This window comes from Helicobacter sp. MIT 21-1697 (assembly GCF_026241255.1).
GTDB lineage: Bacteria > Campylobacterota > Campylobacteria > Campylobacterales > Helicobacteraceae > Helicobacter_C.
In genome coordinates this window covers 64,970-85,399 of sequence record NZ_JAPHNC010000006.1, presented here as the reverse complement: position 1 = coordinate 85,399, position 20,430 = coordinate 64,970, and the positions used below count along the sequence as shown (strand labels likewise).

The following is a 20,430-nucleotide window of genomic DNA, read 5'->3' as shown; positions in this document are numbered from 1 at the left end:
TACTAAGTTATTATAAAATTATGAATCTAGTTATGTGAGTAGTTTAGTAGAGTGAAAACGAGGTAAGTATGTTTGGTGTTGGTATTTTTGAAGTATTAGTTATTTTGATTGTGGCAGTTATTGCACTCGGTCCTAACAAACTTCCGCAAACTATTGTTGATATTGTCAAATTTTTCCGCGCTGTCAAAAAAACTATGGCAGAGGCAAAAGAAAGTTTTGATAAAGAAATTCAGCTCTCTGAAATCAAACAAGAAGCGCTTAAATACAAAGATACCATTGAAAGTGAAGTCAATAAACTCACAAAAGATATAAAGCTTGATGAATTACGCGAAATAAGCGTGGATTCTCTTGCCAAACCCTTGCAAGAGACAAAAGAATCTCTCTCACAAGAAGCAAAAAATCTACAAAGCACTCTGACATCTCTTAATAGTGATATAAGCTATGAAAGTCCCTCATCAACACAAACATCTGCCATAGAGCAATCCCTACCCACAGATTCTACAAAAGAGATTGCATACGCCACGCAAAGTCCTCAAAATCCAACAGATTCTGTGCATTCTTCACCTTTGATAGAATCTGCACAAACTTCACCATCTACAAAGGATTCATAGCTATGCTTGAAGACCTCAAACCACACATACAAGACTTACGCAAAAGACTTATTGTTAGTATCTCTGTATTGTTTATTGCCTTTGTTGCGTGCTTTGGCTTTTGGGAAGAAATTTTCCACATTATCAAACTCCCTCTTGTTGAAGTGCTAGGAAGTGAAGTAAGAGGTAAATTCATTGCTTCAGGTATGATAGAGGGGATTTTCATCGCAATGAAATCTGCGCTTTTTGCCGCACTTGTTATCTCTACGCCTGTTATTTTTTGGCAAGTATGGATTTTTGTCGCTCCGGGCTTATATAAAAATGAAAAAAAAGTAGTGATTCCCTTTGTATTCTTTGGGACGACTATGTTTGCCATCGGTGTGGTATTTTCTTATTTTGGCGTGCTTCCTTTTATTATTAAAAATGTCTTGCTCTTTGGCAATGACCAATTTGAAGCCTACATCACAGCAGAAAATTATTTTACATTCTTTATCCGCCTTGTTATCGGCTTTGGTATTGCTTTTGAATTGCCTGTATTATGCTTTTTTTTGGGAAAAGTAGGTTTAATCACAGATGAAAGCCTAAAGAATTTTTTTAAATATGCAGTGGTGCTTATATTTATCATTGCTGCTCTTATTGCCCCGCCAGATGCAATCTCACAAATTCTTTTAGCTATTCCTCTCACAGCACTTTATGGAATCTCTATTGTCGTACTCAAATTCGTTAATCCAGCTCAACCTCAAGATGAGGAAGAAGATGAAGAAGACATTGCCAAAACAGATTTGCAAGAAAAACAAGAGGACAAAGAGAGTTCTTTATGACATATTTTGAGCAAAAAATCCAAGAAAACGACTTTGCTCTCTCTAGCTATGATTACACCTTGCCTTCTTCTGCCATAGCGCAAAATCCAGCCAATCCTCGCGAAAGTGCAAAGTTACTTATCTATCAAAGAGAGAATGAGCGCATTATCCATAGTGATTTTTATCATTTTTGTGATTTTGTGCCACAAGACACTCTTGTTGTATTCAATGATACGCGCGTCATCAAAGCGAGAATCTACGCTCATAAACTTGATTACACCACACAAAAACCAAGTGATAAAATTTTTGAAATCTTTTATCATAAACCCTTACCATCAACATCTGTGCCACTTTTTCTTGTGCAAATTAAAGGACGCGTAAAATGCGGTGATATGCTTCTGATACACACAGATTCTCAAAATCTATCTTTTAGCGCCCAAGTCCAAGAATGCCTTGATAATGGCTTACGCGTGGTGAGTTTTATGCACAATGAACACATACTTGGACTTACACAAGTGCTTGATATGCTTGAAAAATATGGGCATACTCCTCTTCCTCCTTATATTAAACGCCACGATACACCACAAGATGCGTATTTTTATCAAAGTGTCTTTGGTAAAAAACTTGGGTCAATCGCTGCTCCTACTGCCTCATTGCATTTTAGCCAAGAAAGTATAGAATCTATAAAGACACATTTTCAAACTTGTTTTTTAACCCTACACGTAGGTGCAGGAACATTTATGGGGGTAGAAAGCCCAGATATACGTCAGCATTCTATCCATAAAGAATCTTTTTCTCTCTCGCCTCAAAGTGCAGTCGCTATTGAACAAGCTCACAAGGTGCTTTGTATCGGAACAACAAGTGCGAGATGTGTAGAATATTATGCAAGATATAAAGTTTTGCAAGGAGAGTGCGATATTTTCTTATATCCAAGCAAGGCTTTTAAACGCGTAGATTACTTGCTTACAAATTTTCATCTCCCTAAAAGCACTTTAATGATGCTTGTAAGTGCAATGATAGGGCGAGAGAAATGTCTTGAGATTTATGATATTGCTCTCAATAAGGGATATAAATTTTACTCCTATGGAGATGGAATGTTGATACTATGATAGATTTACAAGAGAGACTTCAAAGACATCGCATTATGTTGCCAGAAATATGCTATAAACACTTTACTACCTTTGGTGATGAACTGCTCAAATGGAATAAGATTCACAATCTCACAGGTGCGAGTAGCATAGAATCTGTGATGGAAAATATTTTTGATTCACTTTATCCATTAAAGTTTATTGATGATTTTGCAAGCTGTATGGACATAGGCTCGGGTGGAGGATTCCCAGCAATCCCCCTTGCTATTGCCAAGCCACAATCACATTTTATCCTCATTGAGCCACGCAATAAACGTTCTTGCTTTTTACAAAATATCATTATACAATTAGAACTCAATAATGTGCAGGTGCGCTCTATTCGCATTCAAGATGTGCCCATTACTGAAGTCAATAATCTTGACCTCATCACTTCGCGTGCGCTTATGGACGCCAAAGAGCTTATTTCACTTTCACGCAAGTTTCTTAAAAGTGAGGGTTATTTTCTTCTCTATAAAGGCACAAGATTCCGCCAAGAGATGCCAAGTATGAGCATAGAGGAATGTTTTACACGAGAAAATCGTATTTATTACTATAAACACAGCCGTGATTTATAGATTTTGTTTTTGTATTGAAAAATTAAAGGAGAGAATATGAAATTTTTACTCATTGTGCTCACTCTTGGCTTACTTGTATATCTCATTATTCGTCCAATGCTTAAAGGCAAAAACCCTCGCAGACATACCAAAGATGAGAGTATTGAAGAAATGCGTGAATGCGCACATTGTGGTGTGTATATTTCTACGCAGGAAGCATTTTTATCCCATAACAAATACTTTTGCTCTAAAGAATGTATGCAAGAGGATACAAAATGATTATTATCGGACATTGCGCAATTGCTTATCAAGAATTTAGCAAAATCACATCTATATCGGATATATCACACACAGATGCTTCTCATATAGTATGGTTTGATACGAACGAGCTCCTGCAAGAGCAGGCTTTTGCACTTGGCAAACACTGCTATGAATATAAAGTCAATTATGCGGTAATAATACACTCTCTTGAAGAACTGCTCATTTATGCTAATTTGATGCCACAATATCTTATTTTACACAAAGATATGCAAAGTCAAGCCAAAGCGTTTCAGGGCATTATAGAGCATTATTTGCTTGATTGCAAATTATTATGTGTAATCAAATCAAGTGCGCATTTGCCAAAGATTGCTCAACTTGGCATTGATGGAGCAATCTTTAAGCAAGTTTTGGATAATATAAAACCCTCATAGAGAGGTGTCCGAGTGGTTGAAGGAGCACGCCTGGAACGCGTGTAAAGTGTAAGCTTTCGAGGGTTCGAATCCCTTCCTCTCTGCCATTAGATTCTATGTTTAAAGCACACAAATATTACTCCTCCTAATACACTCCATACAATCAGTGCAATAACTGATGGCATCTTAAGCGCTGCTGGAGAAAAAGGTAAAAATTCTAGCAATAAAAATAAAATACTTACAATGATACTTAAAAAGCTAGAGAAACTAAAATACTTCAGATGAGTTTTTTTGAGCCTAAAAGTGATAATACTCACATACAAAAATCCTATAATAATCCCTACACAAGCCATATCCACAATATAAAGCAATGCGCTTCTGCCAAAAAGAACCATCACACAAGAGAGAAACCCGATAATATATATTATACGATATGGGATTCCAAAGCAATTAGAATATAGAAGACTTTTTGGCAAAAAATGATGAACGCTCAAAGATTCTATAATTTTGCTTGTTGTGATGAAAAATCCATTTATGCCACTTAAAATCGCTCCAAAAACTCCAATACAAAGCAATATACTGCCATAAGTGCCAAAAGATTGGTAAATGCCCTCATAAATTGCCCAATGAGGCGAAAGAATATGCTCTTTATCTACACCAAATGCGCTCACACAAATAAGTAAAACATACAACAAAAAACCAATCCAAATGGATACATACATAAAAGCATTAAATAAGCGCTTTTTATAACGCAGAGATTCTATAATTTGCACAGCACAATCAAAGCCTAAATACGCCCAAGGTGTGAGTGTAAAAACAATCAAAATGGAGTGAATATTGAAATGCTCAAAACTCAAATAAGAATGAAAATTATACCACGATGACACATCTACACTCATCGTTACAAAAAAGAACAAGACACTTGCACATAAAATAAGAATAAGAAACTTTTGCAACATAAGGGCTGTTCTAATGCCTAAAATATTAGCTACTCCTACACAAAAAATACTCAAAATACTGATGATAATATCAACAAGGTAAATTGATTCGTTATTAATAACATAGATAATCACATTGCCACTCAAACCAAGAGAGTGACTCATTATGTGCAAAGCTGTGGCATTTAAAGGAATAATACATAAATACGCCAAGCTCAAAAACCACCCACAAATAAATCCGTGTGTCCTCCCTAATGCTTGAAGTGCAAAATAAAACTCACCTCCACCTTTCCTAAATACTTCAAGCAAAAATGCGTAATTTGAAGCAATCAAACACATAGCCACCGCTCCTAAAAATAAGCCAATAATACTCTCACTTAACCCAATTTGTGATAAAAATAAATCTTGAGGCAGCACAAATGCTCCCCACCCAATGATACACCCTACACATAAAAATATTACATTTACATTATTCATTTTTCCACAATGCCCCAAATGTTTCATCATAACTATGTGGATTAAATTTACCACTTCCGCCATTTGGAGTAAATGTCAATTCTCCAACAAATACTTGCTCCCCTACACAATATAAATCAACGCGCACATAATTGAAGCAAGCAGATAATTTTTGCGCAATAGCGCACATACTCTTAAGTTGAGGGGGTTGAAGTGGTGGATTCTCACTAGGAGCATTTAGATAGCTTATATCTAATCTATTCCAAGACACATCAAAAAGGTCATTACGTGTATGAGCAGCATTTGCAACTTGAATAAAACCAATTTTTCCACTAAAACAATGGAATCTAAAATCTTGCATATCCATACCTAGCATTTCTTCGGCAAAAATTCTAGGTTCAATATCTTTATAATGCCACTCTCTATACAAAGAATAATAATTTGTTTGCAAGTGCTCTGTAAGCTTTTGCAAAGATTGTTTATAAATCTTGCAATCCTGCAAAAAAATGGCTTTATCAGGCACAAGCACCACTCCTCCACAATCGTGGTTCGTTTTGAGCACAAAACTTTGAGGCAATGCGTTAAAGTCAATGTCTTCAATATTTTTATACATACCATAAAGTTTGGGAATATAAGGACAATCGTTTGTAGCAAAAAGTTCGCTATGTAGAGAATCTATGGGTGCAAAGATGGAAGTAGAGATAGCTTTTAAGCTATGAGTTATACCCCCCCCCCCCCGATATTATTTGTTGAATCTAAAAGAGTATGAGCAATATATATCCTTGCTTTAAGTTTATCAGCAAGAGCTGTATAAATGGGATTTCTATCAAATAAGATTCTATGAATAATCTTTTCATTAAAGGTTCGAGGATTTTTAAAATTTGGTTTGTAGCCAAAAATGTTCTTATATCTTTTTGTAAAATAATCCTCATCACTCATTGCACTTTGCTTTTTTGCTCTATACACCTGCAACCACGGACGAAAATGATTTTGATAAAAAGTGCTCTGTTTTAAAAATGCCTTAATCCCCATAAACCCTCCTTTGTGAAAAATAATAGAAGTATATTTAAAATACTCCTATTCCTCACTTAAAATTGAATTGTTTTCTTTATTATGAAATATACGCCATTTTCTTATCAAGATAGCGCACAAGCACAGAAAGACTAAAACAAATCACAAAATACACACCAGCAACTAATCCAAGCATAGCAAGTATTTCTTCAAAACTCGCTAACTGGGCTAAGATAATTTTAGATTGATAAGTAAGTTCTGCAATCTGTAATCCTGCCAAAAATGAAGTATCCTTAAAAGTCGTAACGATTTGGGAAAGCATAGAAGGGATAACTTTTCTGAAAGTTTGAGGCAAGATAATATAAAAAAGTGTAAAAAATTGACTAAAACCCTGTGAATATGCCGCTTCAAATTGTCCTTTGGGCACAGAATTAAGTCCGCCACGAATAATCTCTGCCATAACAGAGCTTGTATAAAGCGAAAAGCCGATAGTCCCCCATATTGCAGGTTCAGCACGTCCAAAAAAACTCGGCAAAACAAAAACCGCAGTAAGCATCCACAAAAGCAAAGGTGTGTTTCTAAATACTTCAATATAAATAGCTGCAAGAGAACTTATAATCCTACCGCCATAATTACGCGTAATGGCTAAAAATGTGCCAAATACGATAGAAATAACACAAGTTGCCAATGCTACAATAAGCGTTAAATAAAGTCCATCAAGTAAAAATTGCAGATTTGATTGATTCAATACATTTCCCATACTATTCCTTATCGTTTGAGATGAGCCATTTTGAGTTTATCTTCATAAAACTTCGCAAAATAAGCCAAAGGATAGCACACAATAAAATACAAAAATGCCGCAAAAAGATATGCCGGCGCATAATTGCTCGTATCTCCTGCATAGTTATCAGCCACATACATAATCTCCCCACCTGCGACAATTAAAAGTACCGAAGTGTTCTTGATAAGATTCACTACTTGGTTGGTAAGTGGAGGCAAGATAATTTTAATAGTTTGAGGCAAGATAATATAACGCATTTGTTGTGCATAAGTAAAACCCTGTGAGGCAGAAGCTTCAAATTGTCCTTTGGGCACAGCAAGTATCCCGCTACGCACAACTTCACTCACATAAGCGCCGTGATAAGCACCCACACCCAATACGCCTACACTAAACACATCAAGGTGGATTCCAAGCGGAGGCAAAGCAAAATAGAGAAAAAATATCTGTATCACTAAAGGCGTATTTTGAAAAATCTCAACATATACCCGCGTATAAGCACGCAAAATCTTTATCTTGCTTGTCGCCATAACTCCGCCGATTGTGCCAAATATAAGTGATATAAGCAGAGCCAAAACACTTACGCTCAAAGTATAGCCAAAGCCAGAGAGAAACTCATCGCCTTGCGCAAGGGTATCAATAAACTTCCACATTGCAAATGGGCTAGAACTTTCCTCATCATATAAGCCTATACCTTCTAAAAATGTGCGTAGATTCTCTACCCAACCTACATTATCCACGATTATAAGCCCCACTTTTTTGCCAATTCATCAATTTGTGCTTTATGCTCTTTCACAAATGTATCAACAAAAGCTGCAAATTCCTTATCTTTCTTTGGGCTTACAATGCCATATTCTTGAGGCTCAAAACTATCGGGGAGAATCTCACTTTTTTTATCAACATAACCTAAAAGAATAGATTTATCAACACTAAAGGCATCAACTCGTTTTGCATCAAGTGCAGCTTTTATACTTGGATAATCAGGAAACTCGTTAAATTTTACATTTATGCCAAGTTTTTTTGCTGCTGCGGTAATAGCCCTTTTAGAAGTTGCAGCTTGAGCCACACCAATAGTCGCATCTTTCATATCTGCGAGTGATTTGTAACCCTTTTCTTTAAGCACAAGCAACCCCACAGAATCTTTATAGTAAGGTTGCGAAAAATTATAGGTGCGTTTGCGTTCAGGCGTAATGGTAAAAGTCGCAATCACAACATCAACACTTCCATTATCAAGCAATGGTCCTCGTGTTTTAGCATTCACGGCAACAAGTTTGAGCTTGTTTTCATTGCCCAAAATGCTCTTTGCTAGAAGTTTTGCAACATCAACTTCAAAACCCTTAATTTCTTTTGTTTTTTGTTCAAGTAAAGCAAATTGCGGGACATCATTTTTGACACCCACCACAAGTTCACCCTTTTTCTTAATATTTTCTAACATACCTGCATTTGCTTGTGCGACAAACATAGCTAAAAACAAAAATAATCCCACCACTTTGGTTAATCTTTTCATATTTGCAAAACTTTTCATCATTTCTCCTTATCATTTAATGCAACTTAATGGCTTAAAATTTTTCCTAAAAAAGCTTTTGCTCGTTCTGTCTTTGGAGAGGCAAAAAACTCCTTAGGCACACTTTCTTCCACAATAGCACCATCTTCCATAAAGATGATTCTATCAGCAACTTCTCTTGCAAATCCCATCTCGTGCGTTACAACAACCATTGTCGTATTGCTCTGATGTGAGATTTCGCGCATAACATCTAAAACCTCTTGTATCGTTTCAGGATCAAGCGCAGAAGTAGGTTCATCAAAAAGAATGTAGGGCTTTTGGGTGCAAAGACTTCGTGCAATCGCTACGCGCTGCTGCTGCCCTCCACTTAGTGTAGCAGGATAAACCTTTGCCTTATCTACAAGTCCCACAACCTCTAAATATTTATAGGCTAATTCTTGAGCCTCTTTTTTACTTTTGCCTCGTAATTTAATAGGCGCAAGCGTGAGATTCTCAAGCACATTTAAATGTGGGTAGAGATTAAAATGCTGAAATACCATTGCGCAATATTCTCTACAAATTTTCGTTTTTGTTTTGTGATTAAGCGTAATGCCCTCCACAATGACTTCACCAGAGCTCACCTCTTCAAGCCCATTCATACACCGAATAGTCGTGCTCTTACCACTCCCACTAGGTCCAATGATAACAAGCTTTTCGCCATCTTTTATACCTAAATTAATATCTTTTAACACTTGGTGCTGCCCATAAAATTTATTTACATTTTTTAATTCAATCACATTTAACCCTTGCGTAAAATATACAATAAACGACTTTAACATAAAAAATGTAAATAATGCCAAACAACAATAAATACCTCATTGACAAAAAGTAGTAGAATCTACTCATTAGACAAATTGCTCACTTTAAAATCTATATTACTCAAGCTCTGATTGTTTGGGCAAACAAAATGCAATCAAAAGCACTACAACCATTAATATGGCGACATAAATAAAAAAGCCATTTTCACACCCAGCATTTTTAAACCAAAGAGCCACAAAAGGTGCAGAACCACCAAAAATCGCATTAGGTATTGCATATCCAAGTCCTGTTCCAAGTGCTCTTATATGTTCAGGGAAAAGTTTTGCTTTGAAAATCCCTGCTACTGAAGTATAAAAACTCAATATAACAAACAAGGCTAGAACTAAAGTCAAAACAACATAAGGATTCGCACTTACTTTTAAGGCTGCAAAAATAGGATAAATTCCCAAAAATCCTAATACCGAAAAAATAAGTATGGAATTTTTGTGTCCAATTTTATCACCCAGTAAGCCAAACAAAGGCTGAATTATCATTAAAACAAATAGAGCTATGAGATATATATTGTTTGATAAAGTATTATCTATTAAGTGTGCATTCATAATAAAAGTTTTTGTATAGGTTGTTATAGTGTAGAAAGCCAATGAACCACCTGCTGTAATGCCAACAACAAGCAAAAAAGGCTTCCAAGAGAAAGACAAAAGTGTTTTTAGTGTTCCTCTATCACTATGTTCGTGGAGTTTAGTTGCACTTTCATTCATAATATTACGAACAAACAAAGAACCTAACGCCAAAATTCCACCAACAACAAAAAGAATCCGCCAAGCATAATCTTTCATTTCCTCTTCGCTAAAAAATAAAAGCATTATGCTAATGCTTGCCACAGCCAAAAGTTGTCCCCCGATAAGAGTTACATATTGAAAAGACGAATAGAATCCTCTTTTACCCTTGCTTGCAAGCTCTGACAAATAAGTCGCGGCAATGCCATACTCACCTCCTACACTTAAACCCTGAATGAGTCTTGCCACAAGAAGTAAAAAAATAGCAACATCGCCCACACTCTCCTTACTTGGCAAAGCAGCAATAATAAAAGAACCCAAAGCCATTAAAATAACAGAAGTTACCATAGATTTTTTTCGCCCAACTTTATCTGCCAAAGAACCAAAAATCCAGCTACCAATAGGACGCATAAGAAATCCAGCTGCAAACACACCAAAAGCACTGATTTGTTGGACTATTTCATTATCAGAATGCGAAAAAGAGTGAGCAAAATAAATAGCGCTAAAAGCATAAATATAAAAATCAAACCATTCTACTAAATTCCCACTGCTTGCAGCAATGATAGAGCGAATTTTTTGCATTTTTGTTAATTCTTTCATCAATCCACCTTTTATATAAATATTGTTCAATCAAGTTGAGCGTAGCATTGAATCTTTAATTAAAATTAATTCTATCATTGCAGAAAAATGATAAGATGAAGAAATGTTACAAAATTATAAATCCTAAAAGCGGATTAGCCTATTTGAGCTAGAATCCAAATGTATCATACGCAAATAAGCTGAGGTTAATTTACTACATTCCTAGCATTCCATTAAAATCATTTTCAATTTTGAGCATATCTAGCGCACCAGCGATTTGTCCGCGATGATGTGTCGCGTGGTTTAAGAGTGCAAGGATAAAGAATCCACGAGATTTTTGAAACTCCACATTCGGAAAGCTAAGCGTGGCAATGCTTTCAAAATCCTCAATGGATTCTATAAGCGCAATAATTTTGCTATCTACTTTATTTCGCAATGCCTCAAATGCTACCATATCCTCATAAATTGTGCTTTGCAATTTATGTTCAGATGTTACAGAGGCGAAAATCTCCTCTATGTTCTCTAACTTTTTGGACGCAAACGCACCAAAATGCCCCAAAACAATGCCAATATCACCACAGAGGATATGCTCCGCAGTTTGCATTATACTCCCATAATGCAACCCACAATCCTTATACAACACTTCCTTTGGGCATTTCTTAAAGGTGGCAAACATATTTGTATTTGCAAACTCATTGTATTGCGCCTGAAGCAACAAAGTCTTTTTCATTTTCTCTCCTTTAGGTATTAAATTTACTTTGGTATTTTATAAAACTTAGTATTTATAATCAAGTAAGCACTTTTTTAATATATAATATCTATTTTGATACTATTATGTAATTTTGGGATTTAGTTATACTATAATTTTTGAAAATTTAGAATCTTGCATTGAAATTTAGAGAGAAAAGAGGTGCAAAATGAACGCATATATTTCAGCTTGTCCGATTGAGACGACACTCAATCTCATTGGTAACAAATGGAAAATCATCATTATCCGTGATTTACTAGATGGCACAAAGCGATTTGGTGAGCTGAAAACATCTGTGGGTGCGACAAGAAATCAGAGTATTTCGCAAAAGGTTTTAACCCAAAACTTGCGCGAATTAGAGGAAGCAAAGTTGCTCAAAAGAAAAGTCTATGCACAAGTGCCTCCACGCGTGGAATACAGCCTCACTCCACTTGGGCAGAGTTTAGATTCTATATTGGAGGCTTTAGAATCTTGGGGAGAGGATTATAAGAGAGGGCATTAAGAGAGTATGTGTTTAGACAATGCTGTTTGTGCCAAAACAAAAATTATGTTAGAATTTAAAAACTCAAAGACCTCTTAAGGAAAAGCAATGCGGCGCAAAGATTTTGACTTTAAAGACACCCAAATAATCGGCAAGTTTTTAAACCAAATCATCTTTGGCACGCTTGTGATACCTGATAGTATCCCTTATGCTGTGCCGCTTAGCTTTTGCTATGAGGATTCTAAAATTTATCTGCACGGGGCAAAGGCTGGGCGCAAATATGAACTTTTAAAACACAATCCCAAAGTCGCCTTTAGTGCGGCAAAGCCTTATTCCTATATCCCCTCACACTTTTTGCATCACACGATGATTCCCACGCAATTTTTCTTTTCTGTCTTTGTAGAGGGGCAATTTTGTGTCGTGGAGGATTTAGAGGAGAAAAAACATATTTTAACGCGCCTTGTGCAAAAGTATGAACCAAATAATCAAACAATGGATATGGAGAGTGGGCAATTTATCGGCAAAGAAAAGGGTGTATTTGTAGGGAAAATCTTTGTGGAATCTTTAAGTGCCAAAGCGAAATTTGGACAAAATCTTAAACAAGAGGATTGGGAGCAAATCGTGCAGGATTTGCAAAATCGCAATGATAGGCTAGATACGCTAACAATAGAGCAGATGAAAAAGTTTAAATGAGAATAAAGCGACATTTCTACAATCTTTTTGCGTTTTTTGTGTGGCTTTGCTTTATATTCTGTTGTGCAAAATTTGATTTCTTAAATCCGCAATGTTTTTACACAAGATTCTCGCACTCTATATTTGGAGGCTTTAGCTCTATGCTCTATTTTCCAATGTTTCTTAAAGCGAGTTTTGGTTAAGATTGCACTAGAGATTAAAACACACATAAGGGAAGCAAATTGAGCATTCAAGCGCACTTGGATAGAATCCAAACCATTTTTCAAGGGAGTTTTTACACGCCCGATTCTATCGTGTGCCTTGTGTATCAAATGCTTTTGGATTCCCTGCCACAAAGCAAAGATTATGTTTTGCTTGATAGTTCGTGTGGGTATGGGAGTTTTTTGGAGATTCCACAAAGATTCCAAAGCACACAATTTACACAAATTATCGGTGCAGATATTGATAAACAAGCCTTACAACAGGCACAAAAAAACTTTAAAGATTGTGCTATTGCACCTTTATTCCTCCATACAAACTCATTACAGAATGTTTCAAGAGAAAAATTTAATATTTTAGAATCTTCTAAACTCGTTATTATAGGCAATCCACCTTATAATGATAAAACCTCTATTGTGCAACACCACCTTAAAAATAGTGATTTTTTTGAAATAGATTCCACACTCAAGGCGCGTGATATAGGCATTAGCTTTTTGCGCTCCTTTGATACATTAAAGGCGGATTATATCTGTGTGCTTCACCCGCTTTCTTATGTGATTAAGGAATCAAATTTCAAATCTTTAAAAAACTTCGCTCAAAACTACCGCTTGACAGATTCTCTCATCATTAGCTCACAAATCTTTTGCCCTAAATCGCTGGGATTTTTTCCTATCCTCATTGCCTTGTATAAAAGAGACAATCAAGGAATGGATTATGATTTTATTTGTGATTTTTCTTTTAAAACTTGTGAGGGCAAGGAATTTAGGCTTAAAAGTTTTGACTTTATCACTAAATATATTGATAAATATCCAAATAAAAATCGTGTGGATTCAGGACACAAAGTGGCGATGTTTTACACGCTACGAGATATAAATGCCCTACGCCGTTCAAAGACTTTTATTACCAAAGATTGCACGAATGCAGTGTATGTTACGCGCGAAAAATATAGCCTTTATTGCTATGTTGATGTGTTTAAGCAAATCATCAAACACATTCCCTATTATTTTGGAAATTGCGATGTGATGATTGACTATGAGGCTTTTAGGGCTTTAGAATCTGATTTTATTCAAGCAAGTGAAAGCAAGATTCTAAGTGAGAATATAATGCAGTATTTCAAAGATTTGTTAGGGGAGCATTATGCGGATTGAGAGGTTGGAAAAAGGCAGAATTTGTGTAAGTTAAATATAAAATGTTAAAATGCTAATTCTAATAATAGTATAATAAAAGGAGTTATTTATGTATAGTGTTAAGCTTAATCAAAAAGCAATAAGTTATTTATCTAAACCTGTAAATGGGAATGGCGGTTATCAAGAATTGCTACGAAAATTGCAAGGACAATATGATCAGGATTCGCAAACTTTAAATTACAATGATGATGATTTGGAAAAAATGAGAAGATATAATAAATATGATGAGGGTGGTTTTGAAAACATACTTCAATCTATTCTATTTTGCATAGATAAAAGCTAGGTCAAATAAAGAAAATAATTAAGAGAAGAAAGTGCTACAAGCACAAATTAAAACTTCTCTTATCAAAAACAAGGGAGTTAGATGACAATAAGTGCTAATAATATGCCTATCAATAATCAAAAGGCAAATAGTATTGCATTTGACTACAACAACATCATATTATACCAAGATTCTATTTTGCATAAAAAACTTTTAAAACCCAAAACCCTTGATTTAATCATCACTTCTCCACCTTATAATGTGGGCATAGAATACAACTCTAACGCAGATTCTAATGATTATAAAGAATACTTAGAGTTTTGCAAAATTTGGTTAAAAAACTGCTATTTTTGGGCGAAAGAGGAAGCAAGATTCTGTTTAAATATTCCTTTGGATAAAAACAAAGGTGGGCAGCAAAGTGTAGGGGCAGATTTAACACAAATTGCCAAAAAGGTAGGTTGGAAATATCATAGCACAATCATTTGGAATGAGGGGAATATTTCAAGGCGCACTGCGTGGGGGAGTTGGCTTAGTGCCTCTGCGCCTTATGTGATTGCTCCTGTGGAACTTATCCTTGTGCTATATAAGGGCGAATGGAAGAAAAAGCACAAAGGACAAAGCGACATACAAAAGCAAGAGTTTATGGATTGGACAAATGGGCTATGGACATTCAATGGAGAATCTAAAAAGCGTATTGGACACCCCGCACCTTTTCCTAGAGAGTTACCTAGACGTTGCATTAAGCTTTTTTCTTTTGTGGGTGATGTAGTATGCGACCCTTTTAGCGGAAGTGGCACAACAATGATAGAATCTTATCTTAATAAGCGTCAGTTTGTAGGTATTGAACTAGATTCTACCTATTGCGAACTAGCAAAAAACCGCTTTTTAGAAGTAATTAAAAAAGAGAAGGGGTTGTTTGATGAGTGATGAAAAGCAGGGCAGTCAGCTTGATTTGATAATGGAATTTTTTAAGGCAAATCCAAAGAGAGATATTGCTCACCCTGAAGTTGTGGATTGGGTGGTAAAGCAGTGGCAAATGCGCACAGGAAAAGTCTTTAGAGACCCTGATAGGGGGATTAGAAACTTACATCAAAAAGGATATTTACAAAAAATTTCAAAAGGAATTTATCGTTATGACCCTGATTTTGTGAATTTAAGAGAGGATTTGGAGGATTTTAGCACAAGCCTTAAAAAACAAATTTTAGAGCGAGATAATTATAAATGTGTCATCTGCGGTATGGGGAAAAGAGAGGGCGTTGAGCTACATATTGACCATATTAAGCCAAAAGATTTGGGAGGGAAAGCGACTTTAGAAAATGGGCAAACGCTATGCTCAAGGCACAATTTCTTGAAAAAGAATCTAAAACAAACCGAAACAGGAAAGAAAATGTTTATCCAAATGCTAGAAAGTGCCAAAGAATCTAATCAAACAGAACTTATAGAATTTTTAGAAGAGGTGTTAAAAGTTTATGAGAAACATAATATCAATGGGCATATTGTGTGGAAAAAGTAAAATTTATACCACCACTTTTAGGCAAAGTAGCAGAAACCAAAGAATATGGAATTTTGTCATTAGATACTAGACATAAGTCATTTTTGCTTGAATGTTTTAAAATTTTTAGCATTTTAAGCAAGAATCATAATTACGATGTATTAGAAATTTTAAGGGTGATTAAGGAGAAGCAATGAATACAAATAATGTCCAAATTTTAGTGCTAGATTTTGGCTCTCAATACACGCAGCTTATCGCGCGGCGTTTGCGTGAAGCGGGAGTTTATACCGAGATTGTGCCTTATTTTGAAAAGTTAGATTCTATAAAGGCAAAAAATCCTAAGGGGATTATCCTAAGTGGCGGACCTGCGAGCGTGTATGAAAAAGACGCCTACAAGCCCGATAATGCAATTTTCACACTTGGGATTCCTATTCTTGGAATCTGCTATGGTATGCAGCTTATCGCACAGCATTTCGGGGGCAAAGTCATTCGTGCAGACGCACAAGAGTTTGGCAAGGCGATGCTAGAGATTTTGGACTTTCAAGCAGATTGTAGGGATTCTAAGCACTCTCAAAGCACCCAATACACAGAATCTCAATCATTGCAATCTGAACAACCCCAAATCGCGCTTTCCTTTGACATTTTCAATCATCGCAAATTCCCTCAAATGCTAGAAGCATTGCTAGATTTGTGGGAAGATTCTGTGCGTGCGAGCCATTACTTTTTAAACGACAAGCACATCGCAGAGATAAGGCTAGAAGTGAAATCCACACTGCAAAGCTCTCAAAATATCATCACTGCAAAGGATAAAGAGGATTTTTTGGGCTTTATCGGCGTGGAGAAAGATTGCATTGAAATGCTCTTTGTCGCTCCAAAAGCCTTTAAAAAAGGTGTGGGCAAGGCACTCATCAAAGAGGCGATGAATCGGTATTTGAAAGATTATAAGCGCATTCAAGTAAATTGCAACGAGCAAAACACGCAAGGCTTGAGCTTTTATCAATATCTAGGCTTTGAAAAGAGGGGCAGAAGTGCAAAGGATTCTAAAGGACGCGCATTTCCTATCGTGCATTTGGAAGTGGGCAAAGAGAGGTTGCAAATCGCTTTAGAATCTCTGCATTATACGATTACTCCCGCAAGTAAGCGAGATTTAGAGGCGATTTTGCGCTTGCAAAAAGCCGCCTTTGCTGATGAGGCAAAGCGGGTGGGCAAAATGGATATTCTGCCACTCACACAGGATTTAAAGAGTATTCAAAAAGAATTTCAAACGCACACTTTTTTAAAATGCACCCTTAAAAATGGCGCAATTATCGGCTCTGTGCGGGGATATACAAAGCAAGGCACGACTTATCTTAACAAGCTGTGCGTGGATAGTCTTTATCGGCATAAAGGCATTGGAAGTGCGCTCATTGAGTCTCTGTGTGCTACACTTCCTGCGAAGCGATATGAACTTTTTACAAGCGAAAAAAGCCTTGAAAATCTTGCCCTTTATCAAAAGCTAGGTTTTGTGGAATATAAGAGGGAGCAGTTAGAGGATTTTCCAATAAAGGCAGTATTTTTGGAGAAATTCGCAACGCATTCACACAAGGCGATATGCGAGAGTGAGCGGTTACTTTTGCGTCCTTACACACAGGCGGATTTTGCGCAATTACATAGAATCTTAAGTGATAAAGAGACAATGTATGCGTGGGGAGGGAGCTTTAGCAAAAAGCAGAGCCAAGAATGGCTAGAGAAACAGCTCAATCATTATCAAAAATATGGCTTTGGTATTTGGGCGATTGTAGAGAAGCAAAGCGGCACAATTATCGGCAATGCAGGGCTAAACTATGAACACATTTGCCTTGAGCCTTTAGGTAAAAAGGTGCAAAAAAGCAAAAGAAAAGGTGAGCAAATCGTAGAAATTGGCTATCTTTTGCACCGCGATTTTTGGGGCAGGGGCTATGGGATTGAGGCAGCGAGGGCGTGTGCGAAGTATGCCTTTGAGACTTTGGGGCTAGAGCAGGTGTATTGTCTTATCAAAAAAGACAATCTTGCCTCGCAAAAAATCGCTTCTAAGCTTGGAGCAACTTGTGTTGGCGTAAATAGCGCGATTACCACGCATAAAGAGTTAGTGTTTGCACTTGAAAATCCTGTTGTCTTCCAAGCAAATATCCTTTTTAAAGGCGTGAAGCAAGGTTCTATCGTGTGGATGAGCCACGCGGACAAGGTAGAATCTATCCCGCAAGGATTCAAAGAACTTGCAAAGTCAGGCAACACGCATTATTGTGCGATTGCAGATTCCAAGCGTAAGATTTATGCCCTGCAATTTCACCCTGAAGTCGTGCATAGCGAATGTGGGGGGCAGATGTTGCAAAATTTTGCCATTGACATTTGCGAGGCAAATACAAGCTGGAATATGCGTAACTTCGCAGAATCTGAAATCGCAAAACTGCGCCAAATCGTCTATGGAAGCGAGATTATAGAATCTAGTAGCAAGGTAGCCTTTCTTACTATCAAAGAAGCTTTTAAACAAGTAGGGAAAGCACAAGTGATTCAGCGTCTTGTGGGTGTTTGGGAGGAAGGCGCAAGGGCTACACATACAGATTTGAGTGAAAATGAGATTTCTAGTATGAGAGAGGGAATCAAAGGGGATATTTTAGAATCTAAAAACTTGCTCATCGCCCACAAAGGCAACATTTGGCTAGGATTTATCGCAGTGGAGAAAAATGAAATCACAATGCTCTTTGTCGCTCCACAAGCCTTTAAAAAAGGTGTGGGCAAGGCGTTAATCAAAGAGGTATTTGAACGGCATTTGAACGCATTTAAGACAATAAGAGTTGCAAGTATTGAGTGGGCTTTAGGCTTTTATCAACATTTAGGATTTCAAAGGACAAAGGCAAAGCCTATCCCTGCGGGAAGCGTAGGTGTGTTTTCACCCGAGCTTATCCCCCTAAGTATTAAAAATGAGGATTTGCGTCAATCTTTAAGAGCGCAAGGAGAGAATGAGAGGGTGCGTTGTGCGTGGGCGACAGATAAAGACAAATCGGCGCGCAAACTCTATGAGGACTACCACGATACAGAGTGGGGAGTGCCATTGCACGATGAGAGGAAGCTTTTTGAGTTTCTTTTGCTAGAGGGCTTTCAAGCGGGGCTTTCTTGGATTACGATTTTAAAGAAGCGCGAGAGATTTAGAGCGGCATTTGATGACTTTGATTATCATAAAATCGCCACCTATGATGAGCGCAAAATCAATGCGTTAATGCAGGATAGCGGCATTATCAGAAATCGTGCCAAAATAGAATCTGCGATTATCAATGCTAAGGCGTTTATGGCGGTGCAAAGGGAGTTTGGGAGCTTTGATAAGTATATTTGGGGTTTTGTGGGTGGTAAGCCTATTATCAATACCTTTGCTAGCATTGCGGAGTTACCCGCTTCCACGCCACTATCTGATACAATAGCCAAAGATTTGAAAAAGCGTGGGTTTAAGTTTGTGGGCAGCACGACTATATATGCGTATATGCAGGCGATTGGGATTGTCAATGACCATCTCACCTCGTGCTTTAGGAGGCATTCAGTTTGTGGCGACTTTTTGGCGAGTGCTTCGGACGCTTCACTGCGGAGTATGTCTAATACGCCTCATTCGCTTACCTCGCACAACACCAAAAATTCACACACAATCTTAGAATGCCAAGATAAAGCGAGAACAAAAACTAAAGATTCTAAGGAGGAAAGATTTTTAAAATATTCTGCAAAAAATCAAGAAAGGCATTCTGGCTTGGAAGTATCTTTAGACAATTTTTGTGGTTGTCAAGCTCTCAACGAGGGAGTTACCTCAAGGGTAATGACCGAAGTTGAGAGGGCAGACTCCGCAAAAAGTGGCAAAGAGACACCAAGCAAAGTGTTGTGTGCGGTGAGTGGTGGGGTTGATTCTAGTGTCGTTGCAGCCTTGCTCTATCGCGCCATAGGGGAGAATCTTATCCCTGTGTTTGTGGATACCGGGCTTTTACGCAAAGGCGAGAGAGAGGCAGTGGAGAAAATGTTTAGAGAAAACTTAAAAGTGCCTTTGATTACTGCAGATGCAAGTGAGTTATTTTTAAAGCGGCTTAGAGGTGTGATTGACCCAGAGAGGAAGCGTAAAATCATCGGCGAGACTTTCATTGAAGTGTTTGAAAAAGAGGCGAAAAAGCACAATGCAAAGGGCGAGATAAAGTTCCTTGCACAAGGCACACTTTACCCCGATGTGATAGAATCTGTGAGTGTCAAGGGTCCCTCTAAGACGATAAAGTCCCATCACAATGTCGGTGGGTTGCCTGAATGGATGAAGTTTGAGCTGATTGAGCCTTTAAGGGAGCTTTTTAAAGATGAAGTAAGGGAGCTAGGCAGTGAGCTTGGAATGCCCGAATCTATGCTAATGCGCCACCCCTTTCCGGGACCCGGACTTGCTATTCGCATTATGGGCGAGGTGAATAAGGCGGATTTGGATTTGCTGCGCGAGGCGGATTCTATCTTTATAGACGAGTTGCACAAAGCGGGGCTTTATGACAAGGTGTGGCAAGCATTTTGTGTGCTACTCAATGTGCGAAGTGTAGGCGTAATGGGCGATAATCGCACTTATGATAATACGATTTGTGTGCGAGCTGTGGAGGCGTTGGACGGAATGACAGCGACTTTTGCGCATTTGCCTCACGATTTTTTGGAGAATGTAAGCAATAGAATCATCAACGAAGTAGAGGGCATTAATCGTGTCGTCTATGACATCACTTCTAAGCCCCCGGGCACGATTGAGTGGGAGTAGGAATATGATTATTTTT

At 37.4% G+C, this 20,430-nt stretch carries 23 protein-coding genes and 1 tRNA gene; 15 read left to right on the top strand and 9 right to left on the bottom strand.

Going from position 1 to position 20,430, the window contains the following annotated elements; all coding sequences use genetic code 11:
• Nucleotides 1-68 precede the first annotated feature (68 nt).
• The 7 genes from tatB to OQH61_RS07075 all read left to right on the top strand — a co-directional run bounded on the left by tatB (nt 69) and on the right by OQH61_RS07075 (nt 3,849).
• Entirely contained in the window at nt 69-611 is a 543-nt protein-coding gene (gene tatB / locus OQH61_RS07105) for a Sec-independent protein translocase protein TatB (protein WP_266026680.1), read from the top strand.
• A 2-nt stretch (nt 612-613) separates the two neighbouring features.
• Nucleotides 614-1,411: a twin-arginine translocase subunit TatC gene (gene tatC / locus OQH61_RS07100; RefSeq protein WP_266026679.1), complete on the top strand. Its 798-nt coding sequence runs from the start codon at nt 614-616 to the stop codon at nt 1,409-1,411.
• Complete coding sequence (queA, locus tag OQH61_RS07095; RefSeq protein WP_266026678.1) at nt 1,408-2,499, top strand: tRNA preQ1(34) S-adenosylmethionine ribosyltransferase-isomerase QueA; 1,092 nt, start codon at nt 1,408-1,410, stop codon at nt 2,497-2,499. The genes tatC and queA overlap by 4 nt, the downstream gene beginning before the upstream one ends.
• Nucleotides 2,496-3,092, top strand: coding sequence for a 16S rRNA (guanine(527)-N(7))-methyltransferase RsmG (gene rsmG, locus OQH61_RS07090; protein ID WP_266026677.1), 597 nt, complete (start codon nt 2,496-2,498; stop codon nt 3,090-3,092). Before queA ends, rsmG begins: the two co-directional genes overlap by 4 nt.
• A gap of 36 nt (nt 3,093-3,128) precedes the next feature.
• Nucleotides 3,129-3,350, top strand: coding sequence for a PP0621 family protein (locus OQH61_RS07085; RefSeq protein WP_266026676.1), 222 nt, complete (start codon nt 3,129-3,131; stop codon nt 3,348-3,350).
• On the top strand, nt 3,347-3,763 hold the full coding sequence (locus OQH61_RS07080; protein ID WP_266026675.1) for a hypothetical protein: 417 nt from the start codon (nt 3,347-3,349) through the stop codon (nt 3,761-3,763). Before OQH61_RS07085 ends, OQH61_RS07080 begins: the two co-directional genes overlap by 4 nt.
• A tRNA-Ser gene (locus OQH61_RS07075) sits at nt 3,762-3,849 on the top strand. Before OQH61_RS07080 ends, OQH61_RS07075 begins: the two co-directional genes overlap by 2 nt.
• On the opposite strand, the gene OQH61_RS07070 is transcribed toward OQH61_RS07075, so the two are convergent.
• From OQH61_RS07070 to OQH61_RS07030, 9 genes are all read right to left on the bottom strand, one after another.
• A complete protein-coding gene (locus OQH61_RS07070) occupies nt 3,850-5,211 on the bottom strand; it encodes an APC family permease (protein ID WP_266026674.1) in 1,362 nt (453 codons plus the stop codon). It lies immediately after the preceding tRNA gene.
• A complete protein-coding gene (locus OQH61_RS07065; protein WP_266026673.1) occupies nt 5,150-5,749 on the bottom strand; it encodes an ATP-grasp fold amidoligase family protein in 600 nt (199 codons plus the stop codon). The genes OQH61_RS07070 and OQH61_RS07065 overlap by 62 nt, the downstream gene beginning before the upstream one ends.
• A gap of 107 nt (nt 5,750-5,856) precedes the next feature.
• Nucleotides 5,857-6,168 carry a hypothetical protein gene (locus tag OQH61_RS07060; RefSeq protein WP_266026672.1) on the bottom strand — a complete coding sequence of 104 codons (312 nt, stop codon included), beginning with the start codon at nt 6,166-6,168 and terminating at the stop codon, nt 5,857-5,859.
• Nucleotides 6,169-6,247: 79 nt separating this feature from the next.
• Nucleotides 6,248-6,907 (bottom strand): amino acid ABC transporter permease, encoded by a 660-nt coding sequence (locus OQH61_RS07055; protein WP_266026671.1) that lies wholly within the window; start codon nt 6,905-6,907, stop codon nt 6,248-6,250.
• An 8-nt stretch (nt 6,908-6,915) separates the two neighbouring features.
• Complete coding sequence (locus tag OQH61_RS07050; protein ID WP_266026719.1) at nt 6,916-7,668, bottom strand: amino acid ABC transporter permease; 753 nt, start codon at nt 7,666-7,668, stop codon at nt 6,916-6,918.
• Nucleotides 7,668-8,432 (bottom strand): transporter substrate-binding domain-containing protein, encoded by a 765-nt coding sequence (locus tag OQH61_RS07045; protein ID WP_266026718.1) that lies wholly within the window; start codon nt 8,430-8,432, stop codon nt 7,668-7,670. Before OQH61_RS07045 ends, OQH61_RS07050 begins: the two co-directional genes overlap by 1 nt.
• 44 nt (nt 8,433-8,476) lie before the next feature.
• A complete protein-coding gene (locus OQH61_RS07040) occupies nt 8,477-9,205 on the bottom strand; it encodes an amino acid ABC transporter ATP-binding protein (RefSeq protein WP_266026669.1) in 729 nt (242 codons plus the stop codon).
• Between the two features lie 138 nt (nt 9,206-9,343).
• Nucleotides 9,344-10,603: an MFS transporter gene (locus OQH61_RS07035; RefSeq protein WP_266026668.1), complete on the bottom strand. Its 1,260-nt coding sequence runs from the start codon at nt 10,601-10,603 to the stop codon at nt 9,344-9,346.
• Between the two features lie 193 nt (nt 10,604-10,796).
• Entirely contained in the window at nt 10,797-11,312 is a 516-nt protein-coding gene (locus OQH61_RS07030) for a DinB family protein (RefSeq protein WP_266026667.1), read from the bottom strand.
• Nucleotides 11,313-11,499: 187 nt separating this feature from the next.
• Here OQH61_RS07030 and rrpB point away from each other — a divergent pair, with 187 nt between their 5' ends.
• The 8 genes from rrpB to guaA all read left to right on the top strand — a co-directional run bounded on the left by rrpB (nt 11,500) and on the right by guaA (nt 20,414).
• Nucleotides 11,500-11,832 carry a MarR family transcription factor RrpB gene (gene rrpB / locus OQH61_RS07025; protein WP_266026666.1) on the top strand — a complete coding sequence of 111 codons (333 nt, stop codon included), beginning with the start codon at nt 11,500-11,502 and terminating at the stop codon, nt 11,830-11,832.
• Between the two features lie 87 nt (nt 11,833-11,919).
• A complete protein-coding gene (locus OQH61_RS07020; RefSeq protein ID WP_266026664.1) occupies nt 11,920-12,504 on the top strand; it encodes a pyridoxamine 5'-phosphate oxidase family protein in 585 nt (194 codons plus the stop codon).
• 221 nt (nt 12,505-12,725) lie between these two features.
• Nucleotides 12,726-13,850: an N-6 DNA methylase gene (locus OQH61_RS07015; RefSeq protein WP_266026663.1), complete on the top strand. Its 1,125-nt coding sequence runs from the start codon at nt 12,726-12,728 to the stop codon at nt 13,848-13,850.
• Nucleotides 13,851-13,938: 88 nt separating this feature from the next.
• On the top strand, nt 13,939-14,172 hold the full coding sequence (locus tag OQH61_RS07010) for a hypothetical protein (RefSeq protein ID WP_266026662.1): 234 nt from the start codon (nt 13,939-13,941) through the stop codon (nt 14,170-14,172).
• Between the two features lie 81 nt (nt 14,173-14,253).
• Nucleotides 14,254-15,078: a DNA-methyltransferase gene (locus OQH61_RS07005; RefSeq protein ID WP_266026661.1), complete on the top strand. Its 825-nt coding sequence runs from the start codon at nt 14,254-14,256 to the stop codon at nt 15,076-15,078.
• A complete protein-coding gene (locus OQH61_RS07000) occupies nt 15,071-15,664 on the top strand; it encodes an HNH endonuclease (RefSeq protein ID WP_266026660.1) in 594 nt (197 codons plus the stop codon). The genes OQH61_RS07005 and OQH61_RS07000 overlap by 8 nt, the downstream gene beginning before the upstream one ends.
• Nucleotides 15,652-15,840: a R.Pab1 family restriction endonuclease gene (locus OQH61_RS06995; protein WP_266026659.1), complete on the top strand. Its 189-nt coding sequence runs from the start codon at nt 15,652-15,654 to the stop codon at nt 15,838-15,840. Before OQH61_RS07000 ends, OQH61_RS06995 begins: the two co-directional genes overlap by 13 nt.
• Nucleotides 15,837-20,414: a glutamine-hydrolyzing GMP synthase gene (gene guaA, locus OQH61_RS06990; protein WP_323054059.1), complete on the top strand. Its 4,578-nt coding sequence runs from the start codon at nt 15,837-15,839 to the stop codon at nt 20,412-20,414. Before OQH61_RS06995 ends, guaA begins: the two co-directional genes overlap by 4 nt.
• The last annotated feature ends 16 nt before the right edge of the window (nt 20,415-20,430 follow it).